General features: G+C 41.8%; 15 protein-coding genes. 13 read left to right on the forward strand and 2 right to left on the reverse strand.

Features of this window, described 5'->3' with window-relative positions:
- The first annotated feature begins 80 nt into the window (after positions 1 to 80).
- Positions 81 to 1079, forward strand: coding sequence for a catabolite control protein A (gene ccpA / locus IGJ44_RS06865; RefSeq protein ID WP_008378470.1), 999 nt, complete (start codon positions 81 to 83; stop codon positions 1077 to 1079).
- Between the two features lie 144 nt (positions 1080 to 1223).
- On the opposite strand, the gene IGJ44_RS06870 is transcribed toward ccpA, so the two are convergent.
- Entirely contained in the window at positions 1224 to 3668 is a 2445-nt protein-coding gene (locus IGJ44_RS06870; protein WP_074535699.1) for a transglycosylase domain-containing protein, read from the reverse strand.
- A gap of 262 nt (positions 3669 to 3930) precedes the next feature.
- Between IGJ44_RS06870 and tyrS the strand changes: the two genes are divergently transcribed.
- From tyrS to IGJ44_RS06900, 6 genes are all read left to right on the forward strand, one after another.
- On the forward strand, positions 3931 to 5193 hold the full coding sequence (tyrS, locus tag IGJ44_RS06875) for a tyrosine--tRNA ligase (protein WP_010748012.1): 1263 nt from the start codon (positions 3931 to 3933) through the stop codon (positions 5191 to 5193).
- A 69-nt stretch (positions 5194 to 5262) separates the two neighbouring features.
- Positions 5263 to 6174 carry an AEC family transporter gene (locus tag IGJ44_RS06880; protein ID WP_074535700.1) on the forward strand — a complete coding sequence of 304 codons (912 nt, stop codon included), beginning with the start codon at positions 5263 to 5265 and terminating at the stop codon, positions 6172 to 6174.
- A gap of 89 nt (positions 6175 to 6263) precedes the next feature.
- Positions 6264 to 7157 carry a deoxyribonuclease IV gene (locus IGJ44_RS06885; RefSeq protein WP_005225802.1) on the forward strand — a complete coding sequence of 298 codons (894 nt, stop codon included), beginning with the start codon at positions 6264 to 6266 and terminating at the stop codon, positions 7155 to 7157.
- Positions 7158 to 7202: 45 nt separating this feature from the next.
- Positions 7203 to 7589 carry a cytidine deaminase family protein gene (locus IGJ44_RS06890; protein WP_074535701.1) on the forward strand — a complete coding sequence of 129 codons (387 nt, stop codon included), beginning with the start codon at positions 7203 to 7205 and terminating at the stop codon, positions 7587 to 7589.
- 72 nt (positions 7590 to 7661) lie between these two features.
- Positions 7662 to 8228, forward strand: coding sequence for a helix-turn-helix domain-containing protein (locus tag IGJ44_RS06895; RefSeq protein WP_016249831.1), 567 nt, complete (start codon positions 7662 to 7664; stop codon positions 8226 to 8228).
- Positions 8198 to 9073, forward strand: a complete 876-nt coding sequence (locus tag IGJ44_RS06900; RefSeq protein WP_317726542.1) for an IS3 family transposase — start codon at positions 8198 to 8200, stop codon at positions 9071 to 9073. Before IGJ44_RS06895 ends, IGJ44_RS06900 begins: the two co-directional genes overlap by 31 nt.
- A 197-nt stretch (positions 9074 to 9270) precedes the next feature.
- Here IGJ44_RS06900 and IGJ44_RS06905 read toward each other — a convergent pair whose 3' ends face one another.
- The gene (locus tag IGJ44_RS06905) at positions 9271 to 9888 is read right to left on the reverse strand and encodes an FMN-dependent NADH-azoreductase (RefSeq protein ID WP_005225804.1); all 618 of its coding nucleotides are present in this window, start codon (positions 9886 to 9888) and stop codon (positions 9271 to 9273) included.
- Positions 9889 to 10050: 162 nt separating this feature from the next.
- On the opposite strand from IGJ44_RS06905, the gene IGJ44_RS06910 reads away from it, so the two are divergent.
- From IGJ44_RS06910 to IGJ44_RS06935, 6 genes are all read left to right on the forward strand, one after another.
- On the forward strand, positions 10051 to 10746 hold the full coding sequence (locus IGJ44_RS06910) for a response regulator transcription factor (RefSeq protein WP_167827428.1): 696 nt from the start codon (positions 10051 to 10053) through the stop codon (positions 10744 to 10746).
- A complete protein-coding gene (locus tag IGJ44_RS06915; protein WP_154694402.1) occupies positions 10743 to 11690 on the forward strand; it encodes a sensor histidine kinase in 948 nt (315 codons plus the stop codon). The genes IGJ44_RS06910 and IGJ44_RS06915 overlap by 4 nt, the downstream gene beginning before the upstream one ends.
- An 89-nt stretch (positions 11691 to 11779) precedes the next feature.
- Complete coding sequence (locus IGJ44_RS06920) at positions 11780 to 12556, forward strand: ABC transporter ATP-binding protein (RefSeq protein WP_016610278.1); 777 nt, start codon at positions 11780 to 11782, stop codon at positions 12554 to 12556.
- Positions 12528 to 14618, forward strand: a complete 2091-nt coding sequence (locus tag IGJ44_RS06925) for an ABC transporter permease (RefSeq protein WP_074535704.1) — start codon at positions 12528 to 12530, stop codon at positions 14616 to 14618. The genes IGJ44_RS06920 and IGJ44_RS06925 overlap by 29 nt, the downstream gene beginning before the upstream one ends.
- A gap of 305 nt (positions 14619 to 14923) precedes the next feature.
- A complete protein-coding gene (locus IGJ44_RS06930; protein WP_430606482.1) occupies positions 14924 to 16825 on the forward strand; it encodes an Ig-like domain-containing protein in 1902 nt (633 codons plus the stop codon).
- Between the two features lie 685 nt (positions 16826 to 17510).
- A complete protein-coding gene (locus tag IGJ44_RS06935; RefSeq protein WP_074535706.1) occupies positions 17511 to 18863 on the forward strand; it encodes an enolase C-terminal domain-like protein in 1353 nt (450 codons plus the stop codon).
- Positions 18864 to 18964: the final 101 nt, after the last annotated feature.

The following is an 18964-nucleotide window of genomic DNA, read 5'->3' on the forward strand; positions in this document are numbered from 1 at the left end:
TGCAAATACGGAAAAAATTTGCTATCCTAACAAAGAAATGTAAATAAGATTTTCTGAAAATAGAATAAGGGAGATATATCATGGAAAAACAAACAATTACGATTTATGATGTTGCACGGGAAGCGAATGTATCGATGGCAACTGTTTCACGGGTAGTCAACGGAAATCCAAATGTAAAACCAGCAACTCGTAAGAAAGTGCTGGAAGTGATCGACCGCTTGGATTATCGTCCAAACGCAGTTGCTCGAGGGTTGGCAAGTAAAAAGACCACGACTGTTGGTGTCATCATTCCTGATGTCAGCAATATGTTCTTCTCATCACTTGCTCGTGGGATCGATGATGTAGCGACCATGTATAAATACAATATCATCTTAGCCAACTCTGATGGCGATACAATGAAAGAAGTCAACGTTTTGAACAACTTGTTAGCAAAACAAGTGGACGGCGTTATCTTCATGGGTCATCGCATCACGGATGAAATTCGCGGAGAATTCTCTCGCTCAAAAACACCAGTCGTTTTAGCTGGTTCGATCGATCCTGATGAACAAGTAGGAAGCGTCAATATCGATTACACAGCAGCTGCCAAAGATGCTGTTTCATTATTGGCGAAAAACAATCAAAAAATCGCTTTTGTCAGCGGTGCTTTGATCGATCCAATCAATGGCCAAAACCGCTTGAAAGGCTATAAAGAAGCCTTGAAAGAAAACAACCTTGACTATTCTGAAGGGTTGATCTTCGAATCACCATACAGCTTTAAAGAAGGCTTAGCCTTAGTTGATCGCATCATCAACAGTGGTGCAACAGCAGCTTATGTCACAGACGATGAGTTAGCCATCGGCGTCTTAGATGGTTTGTTAGACAAAGGTGTTAAAGTTCCTGAAGATTTCGAGATCATCACCAGCAACAATTCATTATTGGCTGAAGCAGCTCGTCCACGCTTATCAAGTGTGACGCAACCATTGTATGATATGGGTGCCGTTGCGATGCGTCTATTGACAAAAATGATGAACAAAGAAGATGTAGAACAAAAAACGATCGTCTTGCCTTACGGTATTTCAGAAAAAAGCTCTACGAAATAAGCAACGATTTGATCAAACGATAAGTGGAACAACGCCTTGTTGTTCCACTTTTTGCTTCAACGATCGTTCGTGTGAGGAGAAAATCTATGGATTTTCTCCTCACACTTTTTTTTTGCATAAAAAAACTGATCAGCACAAGGCTGATCAGTCATCATCATTGTTAGTATTTTGTTGATTATTGTCTTGCTGTTCCTCATCGTCATCCTCATCATTTGCCGTAGGTGTAACATTGTTGGATCCGTTATTCGATGATGTATTCGACGAACGATTGGTTGAACGGCTAGAAGATGCTTTTTTCCAATAGTCAGCATAGTTTGCATCTGAACCACCGAGTCCAAATTTGAAATCGACCGTATCTGGTCCGCCAGTGGCCCAATACGAAGTAACGGTACTGCTTGGATTGGTATAGGTTCGATTATCGACTCGCACGGTTCCTCCTGGTTGGGTACCAGTAAACTTGGAAACTTGAGCTTTTTTGACATCACTAGAAAGTTCAAACTTCTGATTCACACCAAAGACTTCTTGGTTTGTTTGATAAATACGATTGATCAAGTAAGCCATATAGTTGGCTGTCCGAGTTCCTGCAGCGCTATCGGTCCCTTTATTGTCATCTCGACCTGACCAGCTGCTGATGGTGATCGATGGGGTGGAGACGACTAGCCAAGAGTCCGACCAGTTGTTGGTGGAACCAGTTTTTCCGACCCAATCGGCATTTCCGAGGTTCCAATCCAATCCGCTGATAACCGATTTAAAGGAACTGGTTTTTTGCTCATCGATGACACTACGCATCATGTCGGTCATGATGGAAGCCGTCGCTTCTGAAAAGACTTGGACAGGTTTGGCTTCATGCTGGTAAAGCACTTCGCCTTCATTGTCTTTGATTGATTCGATGATATAGCCTTGCTGATAAACACCATTATTGGCAAATGTTTGGAAGCCATTCGTTTGATTCAAGACTGTGACATCTGTAACCCCTAACGGCGCTGATTCATACGCCCAGCTATTATCTTCGGGATAGCCCATTTTGCTTAAATAATTTGTGTAGGCATAAAAATGATCGCCTTCTTTTTCCCAAAGATCTTGGAAAATATTTGTCGCTGCGATATTACTGGAAACCTCCAATGATTCACGAATCGACATAAAAGTATTGGTTCCACGGTTTGTGGCATTGACGATCGGCTCACCGGCGTTTTCTCCTGTCCGCCATTTTGCGGCATAGTCAGAAACCATCGATTCAGAGCCCATTAAGCCACTTTCGATCGCCGGTCCGTAAACCAGCATGGGTTTGATACTTGAACCTGCTTGGCGTTTGGCATCAAAGGCATGGTTGAATTGATTGTCAGCATAGTTACGACCGCCAATAAAGCCTAGTACTTTCCCAGTGGCGTTGTCCATCATGACATTGCCGACTTCGATGGTGGAGTCACCCCAGTTGTCTAGCATATAGCCGTATTTGTCGACGGCATCTTGCATCGCATTATAAATATCTTTATCGATCGTTGATGTGACGGTATAGCCGCCATTAACAAGTTTTTGCTGCGCCAATTCGAAGTATTTTTGATAGGTTTCCTCTTTGGCGTATTCTTCGTCACTGACATCATCTTCATCTGCCAGCTGTTTGGCAATAATGTCTTTTGCTTCATTTAACACAGTGTAATAAAGGAAGCTTTGATCCGTTTGTTCAATGGCTTCTTGTTTTTTGAAGTCTTGTTTCAAGTCATAATTAAGCGCCTCTTCGTATTCTTCTTTCGTGATATCGTGGTTACGATACATACTGAAGAGCACGAAGTCTTTTCGTTCTAAGCCAGCGGTCAAGTTTTCCTTGATCTCACCCGTATTTGTATAAGGGCTGTAGACGATCGGGCTTTGTGGCAGACCCGCAATAAAGGCTGCTTGCGGTAAAGACAGGTCAGCTGCGTTGACGCCAAAAATTCCTTGCGCCGCTTCTTGCACACCTGCGATATTTTGCCCTTTATTGTTTCGACCAAAAGGGGAGATGTTTAAATACATAGTGACGATCTCATCTTTATCGAAAAATTTTTCCACTTCCATGGCTAATAAAATCTCATTGGCTTTGCGTTTAAAGGTCGTTTCACTGGAAAGGATTTGTTGTTTTACCAGCTGCTGGGTCAAAGTGGAACCCCCGCTGCCGCCAAAGCCTGTCGCTTCTGATAATAATGCCCGCACGACTGCTTTTGGTACGACCCCATTATGAATATTAAAATATTCATCCTCTGTTGCGATGATCGCTTTTTTCAAATAATCTGAAATTTGATCGGAATTAACCGACGTTCGCATTAGATCCGAGCGAATCGTTGCGATTTTGCTGCCATCAGCGTATGCGAGTTGAGAAGTCTCTGTGATGTCGGTCAATTCTTTTTGTAACTCATCTTTAGAAGGAGCTGCGGTATCTTCCACAAGAAAAGCAAAGTAGCCGGCACCGATCCCTAAGGCTAAAGAACCGCCTAGAACCAGCAAAGAAATAGCAACTAAGAACAAGGCATGTAAAACCCTAAGACTGATGTTGAAATAGAACCAGCCTCTATTTTTGTTTTCTGTATTCTTTTGATTTTTCGTTTTCTGGGACAAAAAGAGTCACCTCAATAAATTAGAATAGATTCCGTGTAATTATAGCAAAAAACAAGGCGCTTGGGTAGCACCCTATCTGTTATCGAAAGAAGTGTGCGAGAAAATGCCAGTTGGTGTTTGTATTGAACCAGCGATAATAAAGGAAAATGAACGGATTTGCCTAAAAGTTTCTTTTTTGGTAAAGGACTTTGAGAGAAAGACTTTTCATTGACCTCTTTTTCAGTTAAGATGAACAATGAAGCAATTATTAGGAGGAGAAAGAATGAGTACAGACTTTTTTGAAGAGCTAAAGCAACGCGGATTAGTTCATCAGACCACAGACGAAGCAGCCTTGACCAAACAATTAAATGAAGAGTCTGTGAAACTATATATCGGCTTTGATCCTACCGCAGATAGCCTGCATATTGGTCATTTATTGCCTATTTTGATGTTGCGCCGTTTCCAACAAAACGGACATGTGCCGATCGCATTAGTAGGCGGTGGTACAGGAATGATCGGTGACCCATCCTTTAAAGATCAAGAACGTCAATTAAACACACTAGATACCGTTTTAGAATGGTCACAAAGTATCAAGAGCCAATTATCTCGCTTCATTGATTTTGATGACCAAGAAAATCCTGCCATCATTGCCAATAACTATGAGTGGCTAGGGGAATTGAAACTGATTGATTTCTTGCGCGACACTGGGAAAAACTTTACCATCAATTACATGATGAGCAAAGAAAGTGTCAAACGTCGGATCGAAACTGGGATCTCCTACACGGAATTTGCATACCAGCTATTACAAGCCTATGACTTTTTGAATCTTTACGACAACCACGGTTGCTTGTTGCAATTAGGCGGTAGCGATCAATGGGGCAATATCACCTCTGGGATCGAATTATTACGTCGTGAGCGTGAAGTCCAAGGGTTCGGTTTGACTATGCCATTGATCACAAAAGCAGATGGAACGAAATTTGGGAAAACAGAAGGCAATGCGGTTTGGCTAGATGCCAAGAAAACGACGCCTTACGAGTTCTACCAATTCTGGATCAATACGGATGATCGTGATGCAGTCAAATTCTTGAAATATTTCACCTTCTTATCATTAGAAGAAATCGCTGCGATCGAAGCAGAATTTAACGCTGCACCAGAATCTCGAGCAGCACAAAAAGCCTTGGCAAAAGAAGTCACTACTTTGGTTCATGGGGCAGAGGCTTATGAACAAGCCGTACGTATCTCAGCAAGTTTATTCAGCGGCAATATCAAAGAATTGAACGCTGAAGAGATCGAACAAGGCTTCAAAGGGGTGCCAAGCCATCAGGTAACAGCAGATGATTCTTTGAACATCGTTGAAGTGTTGACGACTGCTAAAATCGAACCATCAAAACGTCAAGCAAGAGAAGACGTTCAAAATGGTGCCATCTACATCAATGGGGAACGCGTCCAAGACCTAACGTACGAGCTCCAAGCAAGTGATCGGATCGGTGGAAAATACGTCGTGATTCGTCGTGGCAAGAAAAAATATTTCTTATTAACATTTTAATCGCAAAAAGCGAACCGCCTTGTTGGTTCGCTTTTTTCAAATTTTTGTAGAGGAAGGGTTTTTGTTGGAATGGGAAATATAGTGTTGAATGCCACCGGTTTATTTGCCATGATCTTCTTAGGGTATTTTCTTAAGCGGCTAAATGTCCTTTCAAAAGCGGATGGCTCGATCTTATCCAAAATTATTTTGAATGTGACGTTACCGGCAGCAATCATTTTGAATTTAGCTTCAATGCAAGTACAAGTCAGTGCGCTTAGTTTGATTGTGATCGCGTTGATCATTACGATCGTTCAGATCCTCTTCGCATTTTTCTTGACCAAAAAAGAATCGAACACGCTGCAGCAGTTTGCGATGTACTGCGGTTCAGGCTTTAATATCGGCAATTTTGCGATTCCTTTTGCCCAAAGCTTTTATCCTTTAGGGATTCCGTTGATTTCGCTGTTTGATATGGGGAACAGTATCATGTTGGCAGGGGGAACGACGATTTTCATCGAATTCTTGATTGGAAAGCGGACGACGTTTGAACCAGGGAAAATCTTTTTGAATCTCCTGCGTTCGCCAACGTTTACTATTTATCTAGTGATGCTGATTATCCGCAGTGCGGATTGGAGGATTCCCGAAGCGGCATTGGCGCTTGTCCAACCAATCGGGATCGCAAATACGTTTTTGTCCATGTTTATGATTGGCTTATTTTTGGATTTCCGCTTACCGAAGCACACCACCCAAACCGTGATCAAAATTTTAAGCTTGCGGTACGGACTGGCATTCGTGCTGTTCGCAGCTTTCTATGTTTTACCAATCCCAGTTTTATTAAAGCCAGTTCTTTGTTTGTTAGTGTTTGCTCCAATTCCTTTATTCGGTGTCATTAATTCCGTGATTGCTGGAATGGAGGAAGAAGCGGTGGGGTTCGTTTCTTCCATTAGCTTTTTGATAAGTATGCCGCTAATGACGGGTGTTCTGATGTTATTTGGACTCGCTTGATAAAAAAAATACGGCAATGAGCAAAATAATCGCTTTACAAGGCGCTTTTATCGATAATAGAGAAGACTAGATTTAGGAGGAAAAGAAAAATGTTGATTGGTTCACACGTTTCAATGAGCGGCAAAAAAATGCTTTTAGGAGCAGCAGAAGAGGCAGCTAGCTATCAAGCTACTACGTTTATGATCTATACCGGAGCTCCGCAAAACACGCGGCGCAAACCGATCGAAGAGATGCAGATCGCAGCTGGACAAGATTTTATGACGGAAAAAGGAATTTCGAATATCGTCGTCCATGCCCCGTACATCATTAATTTAGGCAATACCATCAAACCAGAAAACTTTGGCTTTGCTGTTTCGTTCTTACAAGAAGAAATCCAACGAGCCCAAGCTTTAGGTGCAACTCAAATCACATTGCACCCCGGTGCCCATGTCGGTGCAGGACCAGAAGCTGGGATCAAGCAGATCATTAAAGGCTTGAACGAGGTCCTTGAAAAAAATCAAACTGCCCAGATCGCATTAGAAACAATGGCAGGTAAAGGCACCGAGATTGGTCGCAGCTTTGAAGAATTGGCAGCAATTATCGATGGTGTCACCTTAAATGAAAAATTATCCGTTACACTAGATACTTGTCACACGAACGATGCTGGCTACAATGTCAAAGAAGACTTTGACGGCGTGTTAAACGAGTTTGACAAAATCATCGGGTTGGATCGCTTGAAGGTCATCCATGTCAATGATTCAAAAAATCCACAGGGCAGCCACAAAGACCGACATGCGAATATTGGTTTTGGCACGATCGGCTTTGAAGCCTTGAATAAGATCGTTCATCATGAGCAATTATCAGCGTTACCGAAAATTTTGGAAACACCCTATGTTGGCGAAGACAAAAAGAATAAAAAAGCCCCTTATGGCTATGAAATCGCGATGCTGCGGGAAAAGACCTTTGATCCTGAGCTATTGACGAAAATCATGGCGGGTGCTTAAACGGTTCATTTAACCATGAGCCAGCTTATTATTGGAGGAAGAAAAATGGACTTTCAGTTGCTGATCGATGCCGCGAAGCAAAAACTGGGATTCAGACAGCTCTCTCAATTTGTAGAAGCAGGGAGTGTCGCGGCAGCTCTGGCTACTGCAGATGGACAGATTTATACAGGGATCTGTATCGATACCAGCTGTTCTATGGGTTTTTGCGCCGAACAGGCTGCGGCTGCGCAAATGATCACTGATGGTCAGCAGCGGGTGTTACAGATGGTTGCAATCAATTCGGTAGGTGAGCCGATCCCACCTTGTGGTCGTTGCCGTGAATTCATCAGCCAGCTGGATCCTGCCAACCATAACACGCAGGTCATGATCGCAGCAGGAAAAATCATGACGCTAGAAGAGCTGTTGCCTGTTGATTGGAAAGCATCAAAATAAAAAGAGTCCCCTTAGTGAAGCGACCCCCAAAAGTTAGACCAAAAAATCTAACTTTTGGGGGTCGTTATTTGTATGGCAAAATATCCTTTTGAATTAAAACTAAAAATCGTTAAAGAATATCTTAGTGGCGTGGGCGGATATCGGTATCTTGCCAACAAATACGGTATTTCAAGCAAGTCTCAAGTAAGTAATTGGGTGAATGCCTATCGTGAATACGGAGAGGAAGGTCTATTGAGAAAGCATCAAAATCAGAAATATTCTGTTCAATTTAAGTTAAATGCGCTAGAGTTATATCAAACAAGTGAGATGTCCTATCGAGAAGTTGCTAGCACTTTAGAAATGAACAACCCTGCGCTTATTGCCAATTGGATGCGTAATTTCAGAGAAGCAGGTATTGAGGGGCTCTCAAAAGAGAAAGGGCGACCACTTACTTTGACTAGAAAAAAAGAAAACAAAAAAGAAAATACAACAACTGAAGAACGCGAGCGTATCAAGGCATTAGAAAAGCAAGTCCGATCCCTTCAAATTGAGAATGCCTTTTTAAAAGAGTTGAGGAAGCTGCGAAAACAGGAAGCCCAGCAAAGACGCAAGAATCAATCGCACGAATCATCGCCAGCCTCCGAGGATCATTCAAACTAGTTGAGCTTCTTGAAACATTGAAATTTCCTAAAGCAACCTATATGTATTGGCAGAAACGGTTTGACAGACCAAACCCAGACCAAGAAATTGAAGAAAAAATGCTTGAAATTCGCAAAGAGCATAAAGACTATGGCTGTCTGCGACTAAAAAAAGAATTAGAGAATCAAGGGATTCATGTCAATAAAAAGAAGATTCAACGTCTGATAAAAAAACTAGGTATCGAAGTAAAGTCTTACACTAGAAAATCTCGACGGTACAATTCTTATCGTGGGAAGGTTGGTACTGTCGCCAAAAATCGTATTCATCGTCGGTTTTATACAAATATCTGTCACCAAAAAATTACAACTGATACCACAGAGTTTAAGTATTATGAAGTAGACACCACAGGTGTCGTTCGTCAGAAAAAGCTGTATTTAGATCCTTTCATGGATTTCTACAATAGTGAAATTCTATCTTATCGGATTTCTGAAAAACCAAACGCACTAGCCATAATGGAAGGATTAGAAGAAGCAATCCAGATGACAAATGATTGTCCATTTCGTAGAACCTTCCATTCAGATCAAGGATGGGCCTATCAAATGAATGCTTATAAGAATAAATTGAAGCAACATAAAATCTTCCAGAGTATGTCTCGTAAAGGGAATTGTTTAGATAACTCACCTATGGAAAACTTCTTTGGTTTATTAAAGCAAGAGATTTTTCATGGAGAAGTCTATCGGAGTTTAGATGAATTGAAAACAAAAATTGACCAATATATCTATTATTACAACCATAAACGCATCAAAAAGAAATTAAATTGGCGAAGTCCGGTTCAGTTTCGAGAAGCTGTAAAAACAGCTGTCTAACAGTTAATCTTATCGTACAAAAAAGGAGTGAATTTCTCCACTCCATAAAAGTCTAACTTTTTGGGGTCACTACATAGACCGCTGTGTTCTAAGGGGCTTCTTTATTTTATCGATCCCATGGACGAGCTACGTTTTTGGATAAAAAAACTCCTCAACAAGCAATAGCGCTTTGTTGAGGAGTTGATTGATAGCAATGATTAGAATTTTTTCGCAGCAGCTGCTACGCGTTCTAAACCTTCAGCAATGATTTCTGCTGTTTTAGAAGGATCTGCATTGTGGCCTTCAATGATTACTTCTTCTGTGATGTTCATGCCGAACATACCACCGAAAACTTTTTCCATAAAGGTTACAGCGTTTTCCATTGCGCTCATTTCGCCTGAGTAAACACCACCACGGGCATTCAATAGAACGATTTCTTTGTCTTTCAATAATTGGTTCATTGAACCATCTTCGTTATAAGAAAAAGTAAAGCCAGCTTGGAAGATATAGTCGATGAATGTGTGCAAGGCAGCAGGAATCGTTAAGTTCCACATTGGGAAAGCGAAAACGATGGTATCCGCTGCTGCGAATTTGTTCATCACGTCTTGACGGACAGTCATCAATTCTTGTTCTTCTTGGTTTAATTCTTGTTCTTGTGAAAGTTTGCCAAATGCTTCAAATAACGTTTGACCGATATAAGGCATTGGTTGTGCGTACACATCAAAGGTTACAACGTCCACATTGTTGGTATCAAGATTTTCAACGAACGTATCAAACATTTTTGCAGATACTCCATCAGGACGGTTATTGGCTTTAACAACTAAAATATTTTTCATTTTTTTCCACCTTTACTTTAAGTAAGTTTTAATCACAAAACGTAGTATACTATAAAATAATTTTGCTTACAATAAATAAGTACACTTTTTTTAAAAAAGCTGGAATTTTGCAGTTTTTTTCACGCAGTTTTGGTAAACTTTAGAGAAAACAGGAGGATTTCTATGAAAATATTCGTGGTCGAAGATGATAAATCGTTAGTCAAAATGATGGAAAATCAATTATCCCGCTATGCGTATCAAACCTTTGTTCCAGAAAATTTCGCTGCGGTTTTAGATGAATTCTTGATGATCCAACCTGATTTGGTTTTGTTGGATGTCAATCTACCTTATTATGATGGGTTTTATTGGTGCCAAAAAATCAGGGAACGTTCGTTGGTTCCAATTCTCTTCATCTCCGCCCGTGACGGCAATATGGATCAAGTGATGGCTCTAGAATATGGTGCGGATGATTATCTAGTCAAACCTTTTTCTTATGATTTGCTGCTGGCAAAAGTAAAAAGCCACATTCGTAGAGTCTACGGGGATTATGCACAGTCTGATCGGGCGAGAAGTTTGAAAGCTGGCGAATTGATCTACTATCCCGAAGCATTGAAGATGGTCTATCGTGAATCCAGTGAATGGCTGACTGTTCGAGAAGGAGAATTATTGACCCTGTTAATGTCGGCACACCCAGAGATGGTCAAACGGGAACGGATCTTAAATCTATTATGGGATGATGAGCGCTTCGTTGATGACAATACGCTTTCTGTCAATGTCGGCCGTTTGCGAAAAAAACTGGCGGCAATGGGCATCAATGATCCGATCCAAACGATTCGCGGAAAGGGCTACGCCTTATCAGTGATAGGTACGGAAGAATGAAAGCATATGCAAGTGTTCATTTACCTAAACTACTCGTTACGTTCCTAGCCATTTCATTGTTCGTTTTAGTGATTTGGTTGGATGGCTATCGAAATTACCTCGTAATTGGTTATGGTCTGCTTCTATTCGGGCTGTTCATTGTTCTTGTTTATTTGGTAGATTACCTTTCCAATACTGCGTTTTATCAGTATATCAAGCATGGAAGAGCGACACACCGAAGCAATGGCTACCTTTCCAAGCAATGGCGCAAGCAGTTCGATGCCCATGAACAGCAAGAGCAAGAGCGGCTGACAGAATTAGATCAGCACCATCAAAATCATATTCGTTTCATGAATATCTGGGTTCATCAAATGAAAACACCTGTCTCAGTTTTGGCGCTAATGGCTGAAAGTGAAGAAGTCGATAGCTATGATCTTTTGGCTGAAACAGATCGCTTAAAAAGTGGCTTGGCGACTGCGCTGAATTTTGTGCGCTTGGAAGATTTCACGGAGGACTTCGTTATCGAATCAGCCTCATTGTTGGAATTGTTAAAACACAGTATCGGTGACCAGAAGCGAAATTTTATTCGCAGTGAAGTCTATCCGAAGCTGATGAGTGAAGCAGATATCACGGTGACAACAGACAAAAAATGGCTAGGTATTTTGCTCTTTCAACTCATCAGCAACGCCATCAAGTACTCAAAGCCAGACAGTAAAGTCTATTTTGAGATCGATCCTTTTTCTAGAAGCTTAACGATCGCAGATGAAGGCTGCGGGATTGCAGCAGCGGATCTCCCCCGGGTTTTCCGCCCCTTTTATACAGGTCAGAATGGGCGGCAAACAGGAGAGGCAACTGGGATCGGTCTTTATTTAGTTGAAACGATCAGTACGCAATTAGATATCGATGTATCGCTTGCCTCTAAGGAGAATCAAGGCACGACGGTTACCTTAACATTTCGGAGGTGAAGGCTTTCTTACAATTTTGTAAGCTTTCTATCATGAAATCGATAACTGATTGCGGTGTCGCCTGCTAAACTGGTAGCAAAGGAGTGAAGATGATGGCTTTACTAGAATTGAAAAATGTATCGAAAACCTATACAGGGGAAGTGTCTGTTGAGGTTTTACAACAAATCGATCTCAAAGTGCCAGAAGGAGAATTTATCAGCATTATGGGTCCATCTGGCAGTGGCAAGACCACCATGCTGAATTTGGTGGCAACATTGGATAAACCGACTTCAGGTTCGGTGATCCTCAAGGGAGAGCAGCCACTAGAATTATCTAAGCAAAAACTCGCGGAGTTTCGTCGTCGGCAACTAGGCTTTGTTTTTCAAAACTACAATTTACTTTCGCCATTGAGCGTGCTTGAGAATGTGATTTTACCACTGACATTGGATCGGGTGGCAGTTCCTGAGATGAAAGAACGTTCGGAGCAGCTATTACGTGAACTTGGGATCTATGAGAAAAAAGACAAACGTATCTATCAGCTTTCCGGTGGAGAGCAGCAGCGAGTTGCGATTGCTAGAGCTTTGATCCATCAACCAGAATTGCTTTTAGCAGACGAACCGACGGGTAATCTTGATTCCAAGGCAGCACGAGATGTCATGGAAATACTAAGTCAGATGAACAAACAGCGAAAAGTCACCACTATGATGGTCACCCATGATCCGTATTCCGCCAGCTTTTCTGATCGGGTCGTTTTCATCAAAGACGGAAAGCTGTATAACGAAGTCTATCGTGGTGCTGATCAACAGCAATTTTATCAAAAAATTCTTGAAGTCCTAGCACATTTAGGAGGTCGCCGTCATGAATTTCAGACAGTTGATCATTCGTAATCTGCAGGGGAATTTTCGAACCTATGCAGCATACTTCGTCAGCAGCGCCTTTGCGGCGATGGTGTTTTATATCTTTAGTCTTTTGCTCTTTCATCCGCAATTGGAAGAAAACTTATCTAATAGCGATACACTTTCAAGCTTAGCTAAGGTTGGTCTATCCGTCGCACTCGTGGTGATCGCCTTACTGTCGCTGTTGTTTTTATGGTATACATTTGTGGTCTTTTTGAAACGACGCAAACGTGATCTGGCGATCTACTTGATTTTGGGGATCGAAGAAAAAGATCTGCGAAAGATTTTGTTTGTCGAAAATGCCCTTTTAGGAGCCGGCGCCACAGTGACCGGTATTGGGTTGGGGATTTTAGTGACGAAATTGTTGCTGCTGATTGCGCAAAATGTCATGTACTTAACAGAAGGACTGAAATTTATGGTTCCTATGGAAGGTTTAGGATTGACCTTTGGGATCTATGTCTTTATTTTCCTCTTGATCTCCTTTTTCAGTACTCGGGCCTTGCAAGGAGAACAGATCATCTCATTGATCAAGGAAAATGAAAAACCACGTCCTGAGCCAAAAAGTCATTGGGCATTGGCATTTTCAGGAATTGTGCTGTTACTAGTTGGCTATGGATCGGTCTTTTATTTTAGCTACCAAACCTACTCAATGCTGCCACTTATGCTAGGAGTCTTGTTGACTGTTGCAGGCACGATTTTGTCATTCCATCAGTTCAGCGTATTTCTGTTGAAACGATTAAAAAAACGCCCGACCTTCTTACGTGGGACTCGGATGCTGACTATCAGCGAATGGATCTTTCGCATGCGAGACAATGCGGCGATGTATAGTTTGATCGCTATTAGTACCTCCGTGGCATTCGTTGGGATTTCCGTGATGCTGGCGATCGGCAGTTCTTCTTTTTCTTCAATCCAAGGAATCAGTGTAGCCTATGTGTTTCCGTGGTCTGGGCCAGAAGACCTCGATCATTCTGAGGGGAAAATGAATGAAATTAAAACTGCCATAGAAGAAAAAGGGTACTCACCTGTAACGGATAGTGTTTCCTTACTATGGGCCTATGCGAATCTTGATGAATCTGCAGTTATGAATGATTCATTTTATACGACGAATGGCTTTTCAATTATGCGAGAAAGCGACTATCAGAAAATGATGAAACAAATCGGTGAGGAAGCTGATTCCGTTGCAGATAATCAAATAATGACACTTAGTGCTAATTATTCACGTCGAAAACAGCTTCTAGAAGTCCCTGAGAACGAACGCACAAGTATCTATCCACTTGAATTGGGTTCAGAAACCGGTATAAAAAAGGATATTACGATTGTCCACAGCCCCTCAATGCTTTCTCTGGATTACTTTGGATTGTCAGTTGTGACAGATAAGACCTTTGAGGAATGGCAAGCTCTCTTACAAGAATCTAACGATGATATAGAATCTGGTTTTATTTGGTTAGACTATCCAGAATGGGCTGAAACACCTGAATTGGTATCTGATTTCAATGGAAAGTTAGATAAAGAAAATGCCTTGATCGATCAGCAATACGAAGAACTCAGTCGGGAGTTTGAAGCCAAAGGTGACTATACAGATGAAGAGTGGTCAGAAGCGGCAAAAGACATTCCGATGCGTACGTCTTATACCTCGAAATACCAAGTTTTCCAAGAAAATCGTCAAGGAAATGGCATCATTTTAATGATCACGGTATTACTAGGTTCGGTTTTCTTTATTTTCTCCGCTTCGATTATCTATTTCCGTTTATTTGCAGATTTAGATAAAGATGGTGCGTATCATCGTTCCTTGCATATTTTAGGTGTGTCGCCCAAGGAGCGTCACAACGTTCTGAGACGCCAGCTGCAAGTGATGTACTTCTTGCCAACAGTCGTGGCAATGATCCATTTTGCGGTGGCAATGACCGCTTTGCGTATTTTAGTAGAATTGCCTGTTTGGCAATACTATGGTGTGATCGTTAGTCTCTTTTTGATTTTCCAAATCGTTTTTTACTTTGTTTGTCAGTACCGGTACTTCCAGCAAATTGATCGAATCGCCGATCCGACAGAGTGATTTATTTTTTAGCCAAATCCCTTTCAATCAACACGGATTGGGATTTGTTTTTTTTGTTTGCTGCATTGTTATTTTCTTTCACCAATGAAGCGTTTTAATTGTGTAAATCACCGAAAAGCAGATAAAATTAGGTAACACTGATTCTATTAGGCAGTCGCGGATACGCGGCAAGAATGTGGCAACTGGAAGTCTATTTTTCTTACCGTGAAACGAAAAGACAACTGTTAATGAAAATATTCATGTCGAGTACAGTAATTGCTGTGACCGATGGGTTTAGCTAAGCGATCACTTAAGGGAGGAAACCAATGATCAAACGTTTAGGAAAAGCATTTGCTGTCTTGCTGCTGTTGATTCCTGTTTTTGCTGGTATGCGGGTTGTTTATGGGGAAACCGATGTGGGTGCCAAGCTGATCACCAATGTATCGATCGTTAATAGCCACAACGAGGTCATCACAAGTATTGAAAAGGATGATTCCTTTAAAATAGATATGACCTGGAGTTTGGAGGACTTAGGTGATTTAAAAGCAGGTGACAAAGCGACCGTCACCTTGCCAGCTGAGATTGAAGGCGTCAATAATACGTATGCTTTATACGATGAAAATAACAACTTAGTGGTCAATGTTACCCAAGTTGGCAATCAGCTGACCTTTGTTTTCACGGAATTTGTCGAACAAAATACCAATGTACATGGGGACTTTTATTTTTGGACAAAGTTCAGTGATGACGTGATAGAAAACCAGATCAACAACATCAACTTTGAAACGGCAAATGGGACGCAATCGGTGCCTATTTTTATTCAAGCAGTGGATGATTCAGGGGAGGGTGCCTTACTCACCAAACAAGGACTGTATTTAGGTACGCAACAACCCAAACGGATCATTGATTGGCGAGTGTATATCAACTCGTTTGACACGGACCAAGTGAGGATCAAAGATGGAACGTTTATTGACTTTTTAGGTCCTCATCAGACACTAGTCAGTACGAGTGCTCGAGTGGTCTATGGACCCAGCGTTTCCAACCCAACGTATGTCGAGCAAGTACCGATCGTTTTAAATAGTGACGGCTCCTTTGAAATTCCTTTGCGGGATACAGAGGAACGGATCTACATTACCTACAAAACAGAAACGGATGGTTCATTGGAACAATATACCAATCGGGGCATCCTTGATGCTTTGGTCAATGATGTGCCAAGAACAAGCAGTATTACTGGCTATACGCCACGCTATGGTGGCGGTGGTGGCGGAACCGGTGAACCAGGAGAGTCCAGCAGCACGGAACCAAGTAGCGAAAGTAGTACAAGTAGCAGCACGGAACCAAGTAGTGAAAGTAGTACAAGTAGTACAAGTAGCAGCACGGAACCAAGTAGTGAGAGCAGCACCAGCAGTAGTACGGAACCAAGTAGTGAAAGTAGCACCAGCAGTAGCACGGAACCAAGTAGTGAAAGTAGCACCAGCAGTAGCACGGAACCAAGTAGTGAAAGCAGTACAAGTAGTACTACCGAACCAAGTAGTGAAAATAGCACCAGCAGTAGCACGGAACCAAGTAGTGAAAGCAGTACAAGTAGTACTACCGAACCAAGTAGTGAAAATAGCACCAGCAGTAGCACGGAACCAAGTAGTGAAAGCAGTACAAGTAGTACTACCGAACCAAGTAGTGAAAGTAGTACAAGCAATAGCACGGAACCAAGTACTGAAAGCAGCACCAGCAGTAGCACAGAACCAAGTAGCGAAAGCAGCACTAGTAGCAGCACGGAACCAAGTAGCGAAAGCAGCACTAGTAGCAGCACGGAACCAAGTAGTGAAAGCAGCACTAGTAGCAGCACGGAACCAAGTAGTGAAAGTAGCACCAGCAGTAGCACAGAACCAAGTAGTGAAAGCAGTACAAGTAGTAGCACGGAACCAAGTAGTGAAAGTAGCACCAGCAGTAGCACGGAACCAAGTAGCGAAAGCAGCACTAGTAGCAGCACGGAACCAAGTAGTGAAAGTAGTACAAGCAATACACTGGAAGGTTTGCTAAATAATAGTGGATCAAGTCACTCTTCCAGCTCGGCAAGAAGTGATGGTGCCAACCATAATAAGCAGAAGCTTCTCCCGCAGACGGATGAAGTCTTGAATGATCGGTTGATTTTCTTAGGGATAGTCATACTGTCTATCGTTACCTATGTGACGCTAAAAAAATCAATGGGGAAAAGTCCCTTCAACAGATAACAAAAGTCTACAACGGGCAAAAACAAACATAATTATTCAATGGGGACATGGGTTAGCAGAAAACAGAATAAAAAGTAGCGACAAAACCGTTCATGTGTTTTGATCGACTGATTCAGTAAAATTTAGTTCTTTTTGCTGAAAGAGGTCATCAAGGGCATTATCGGTTTTTTTTGCTATTTTCTCGATGGGGTGACCTACCGTTTTTACGCTTGTAGCCCGCCGATTACAGAAAAAATTTGGCTGTTTTGGAATTCTTAAAATGGTTTCTGTAACATTTATCAAGCAGAAACGATGCGGATAACTATCTCACATACCCTTTTTATTCGCGAAGAATATTTGTATTCTTAGAGCAAGTTAATAATCATAAACCGCTTCCATACGCTGACGCTTTTTCGACATATGACTGGAAATGTGCGAGAAATATCAGAAGTTCCCTTAGTCTAGTTAGTGTTTCGGACCCTTCTTTCTAGAAACTGATTTTTGTTTCGATTGCTCGGAAAATGAGCAGAATTCTTCAAAAACATTTACTGACCAAAGGATTGTGATTTTGCTAACAAGAATGAGCGAAGAAGGGTTTAGTGGTATGCACAGGAAGCAATTTATAAAAACGTAAAGCGTTTTGATTACGAAGCATGTTTTTCTTCAAACTGAACAAACCAAAAATAATAGAGAAGGTGGAATGAATATGAGTAAAAATGGTTCTCCAAAAGTGACAAAGATGCAGGTGTTTCCGATTGCTGGGTATGACAGTCCGACCCTTACCTTAAGCGGGTGTCATGCACCTTATTTTACGAGGAATATTGTTGTATTAGAAGACGAAACTGGGAATAGAGGCATTGGTGAGATCCATGGCGGTGAAGACATCACCAAAATGCTGGAGAGTTACATTCCTTTTGTCGTGGGTCAAGAAATTGCCAATTATCGTAATGTGATTACAACGATTCGCAAAAATGCAGCGGCGATGAAAGGAAACGATGGGGAAGGACTTCAAGGGTTGGATTTAAAAAATCTGAAATTTGTCGTCCAAGCGGAGGCAGCGGTTGAATGTGCGATGCTGGATCTGCTTGGCAAGTTTCTAAATAAACCGATGTGTGCATTATTAGGTGATGGTCAGCAGCGTAATGAAGTTGAAGTGTTGGGGTATTTGTTTTATATCGCCGATGCAGGGAAAACCGATCTGCCTTATCGCGTAGAGGAAGAGCCCAAAGATGAGTGGGAGCGCATTAGAAGACAGGAAACCTTAACACCAGAGGGAATGGTGCAGCAAGCAAAAGCACTTGAGGCACGCTATGGGTTCAAAAATTTCAAAGTCAAAGGTGGCGTGCTGAAGGGAACAGAGGAAATGGAAGCAGTAGTTGCTTTACATGAGGCGTTTCCAGAAGCGCGAATCAATATTGATCCTAATGGTGCTTGGTCGTTAGCAGAGGCAATCGATCTTTGCAAAGACAAACTAGACACGATTTCTTATGTGGAGGATCCATGTGGTCCTGAAGCAGGTTTTTCAAGTCGTGAGATCATGAATGAATTCAAAACAGCCACGAGACATCAAGTGGCAACAAATATGATTGCGACCAACTGGCGACAATTTTATCATGCATTAAATTCAAAAGCAGTAGATATCGTTCTGGCTGATCCGCATTTCTGGACATTAAACGGAAGTGTTCGCATGGCCCAAATCTTGAATGACTGGGGATTGACTTGGGGTTCTCACTCCAATAACCATTTTGATATTACGTTGGCAACATTCGCACAGTGTGCCGCAGCTGCACCAGGAAATATTACACCAATCGATACACACTGGATTTGGCAGGATGGACAAGAACTTTGCGATGACACTGTCTTGATTCAAGATGGCGTGATCAAAATCACCGATAAACCTGGCCTAGGTATTGAAATCAATATGGAGAAATTGCTGGAAGCACATCAATTGTACCAGTCAATGGACCCCAAATACCGTGATCGTGATGATTCAATTGCGATGCAATACTTTATTGAAGATTGGCAGTTTGACTCAAAAAAACCTTGCTTTGTGCGCTAAAGGTATTTATTGAAGGACTACTTGATGTCAGAGATATAGCTGAAATTTTTGCTTGAAGTTTCAGCTATATTCCTCTTTGACTGATCTATTATTCGGAGGGA

The organism is Enterococcus sp. DIV1368d (genome assembly GCF_050542975.1).
GTDB classification, from domain to species: Bacteria; Bacillota; Bacilli; order Lactobacillales; family Enterococcaceae; genus Enterococcus_D; species Enterococcus_D casseliflavus.

What these genes read in the sequence shown, in the direction of transcription:
- ccpA (WP_008378470.1), top strand. Translation starts at nt 81, where the DNA reads ATGGAAAAACAAACAATTACGATTTATGATGTTGCACGGGAAGCGAAT.
- tyrS (WP_010748012.1), top strand. Translation starts at nt 3,931, where the DNA reads ATGAGTACAGACTTTTTTGAAGAGCTAAAGCAACGCGGATTAGTTCAT.
- IGJ44_RS06880 (WP_074535700.1), top strand. Translation starts at nt 5,263, where the DNA reads ATGGGAAATATAGTGTTGAATGCCACCGGTTTATTTGCCATGATCTTC.
- IGJ44_RS06885 (WP_005225802.1), top strand. Translation starts at nt 6,264, where the DNA reads ATGTTGATTGGTTCACACGTTTCAATGAGCGGCAAAAAAATGCTTTTA.
- IGJ44_RS06890 (WP_074535701.1), top strand. Translation starts at nt 7,203, where the DNA reads ATGGACTTTCAGTTGCTGATCGATGCCGCGAAGCAAAAACTGGGATTC.
- IGJ44_RS06895 (WP_016249831.1), top strand. Translation starts at nt 7,662, where the DNA reads ATGGCAAAATATCCTTTTGAATTAAAACTAAAAATCGTTAAAGAATAT.
- IGJ44_RS06905 (WP_005225804.1), bottom strand. Translation starts at nt 9,888, where the DNA reads ATGAAAAATATTTTAGTTGTTAAAGCCAATAACCGTCCTGATGGAGTA.
- IGJ44_RS06910 (WP_167827428.1), top strand. Translation starts at nt 10,051, where the DNA reads ATGAAAATATTCGTGGTCGAAGATGATAAATCGTTAGTCAAAATGATG.
- IGJ44_RS06915 (WP_154694402.1), top strand. Translation starts at nt 10,743, where the DNA reads ATGAAAGCATATGCAAGTGTTCATTTACCTAAACTACTCGTTACGTTC.
- IGJ44_RS06920 (WP_016610278.1), top strand. Translation starts at nt 11,780, where the DNA reads ATGATGGCTTTACTAGAATTGAAAAATGTATCGAAAACCTATACAGGG.
- IGJ44_RS06925 (WP_074535704.1), top strand. Translation starts at nt 12,528, where the DNA reads ATGAATTTCAGACAGTTGATCATTCGTAATCTGCAGGGGAATTTTCGA.
- IGJ44_RS06930 (WP_430606482.1), top strand. Translation starts at nt 14,924, where the DNA reads ATGATCAAACGTTTAGGAAAAGCATTTGCTGTCTTGCTGCTGTTGATT.
- IGJ44_RS06935 (WP_074535706.1), top strand. Translation starts at nt 17,511, where the DNA reads ATGAGTAAAAATGGTTCTCCAAAAGTGACAAAGATGCAGGTGTTTCCG.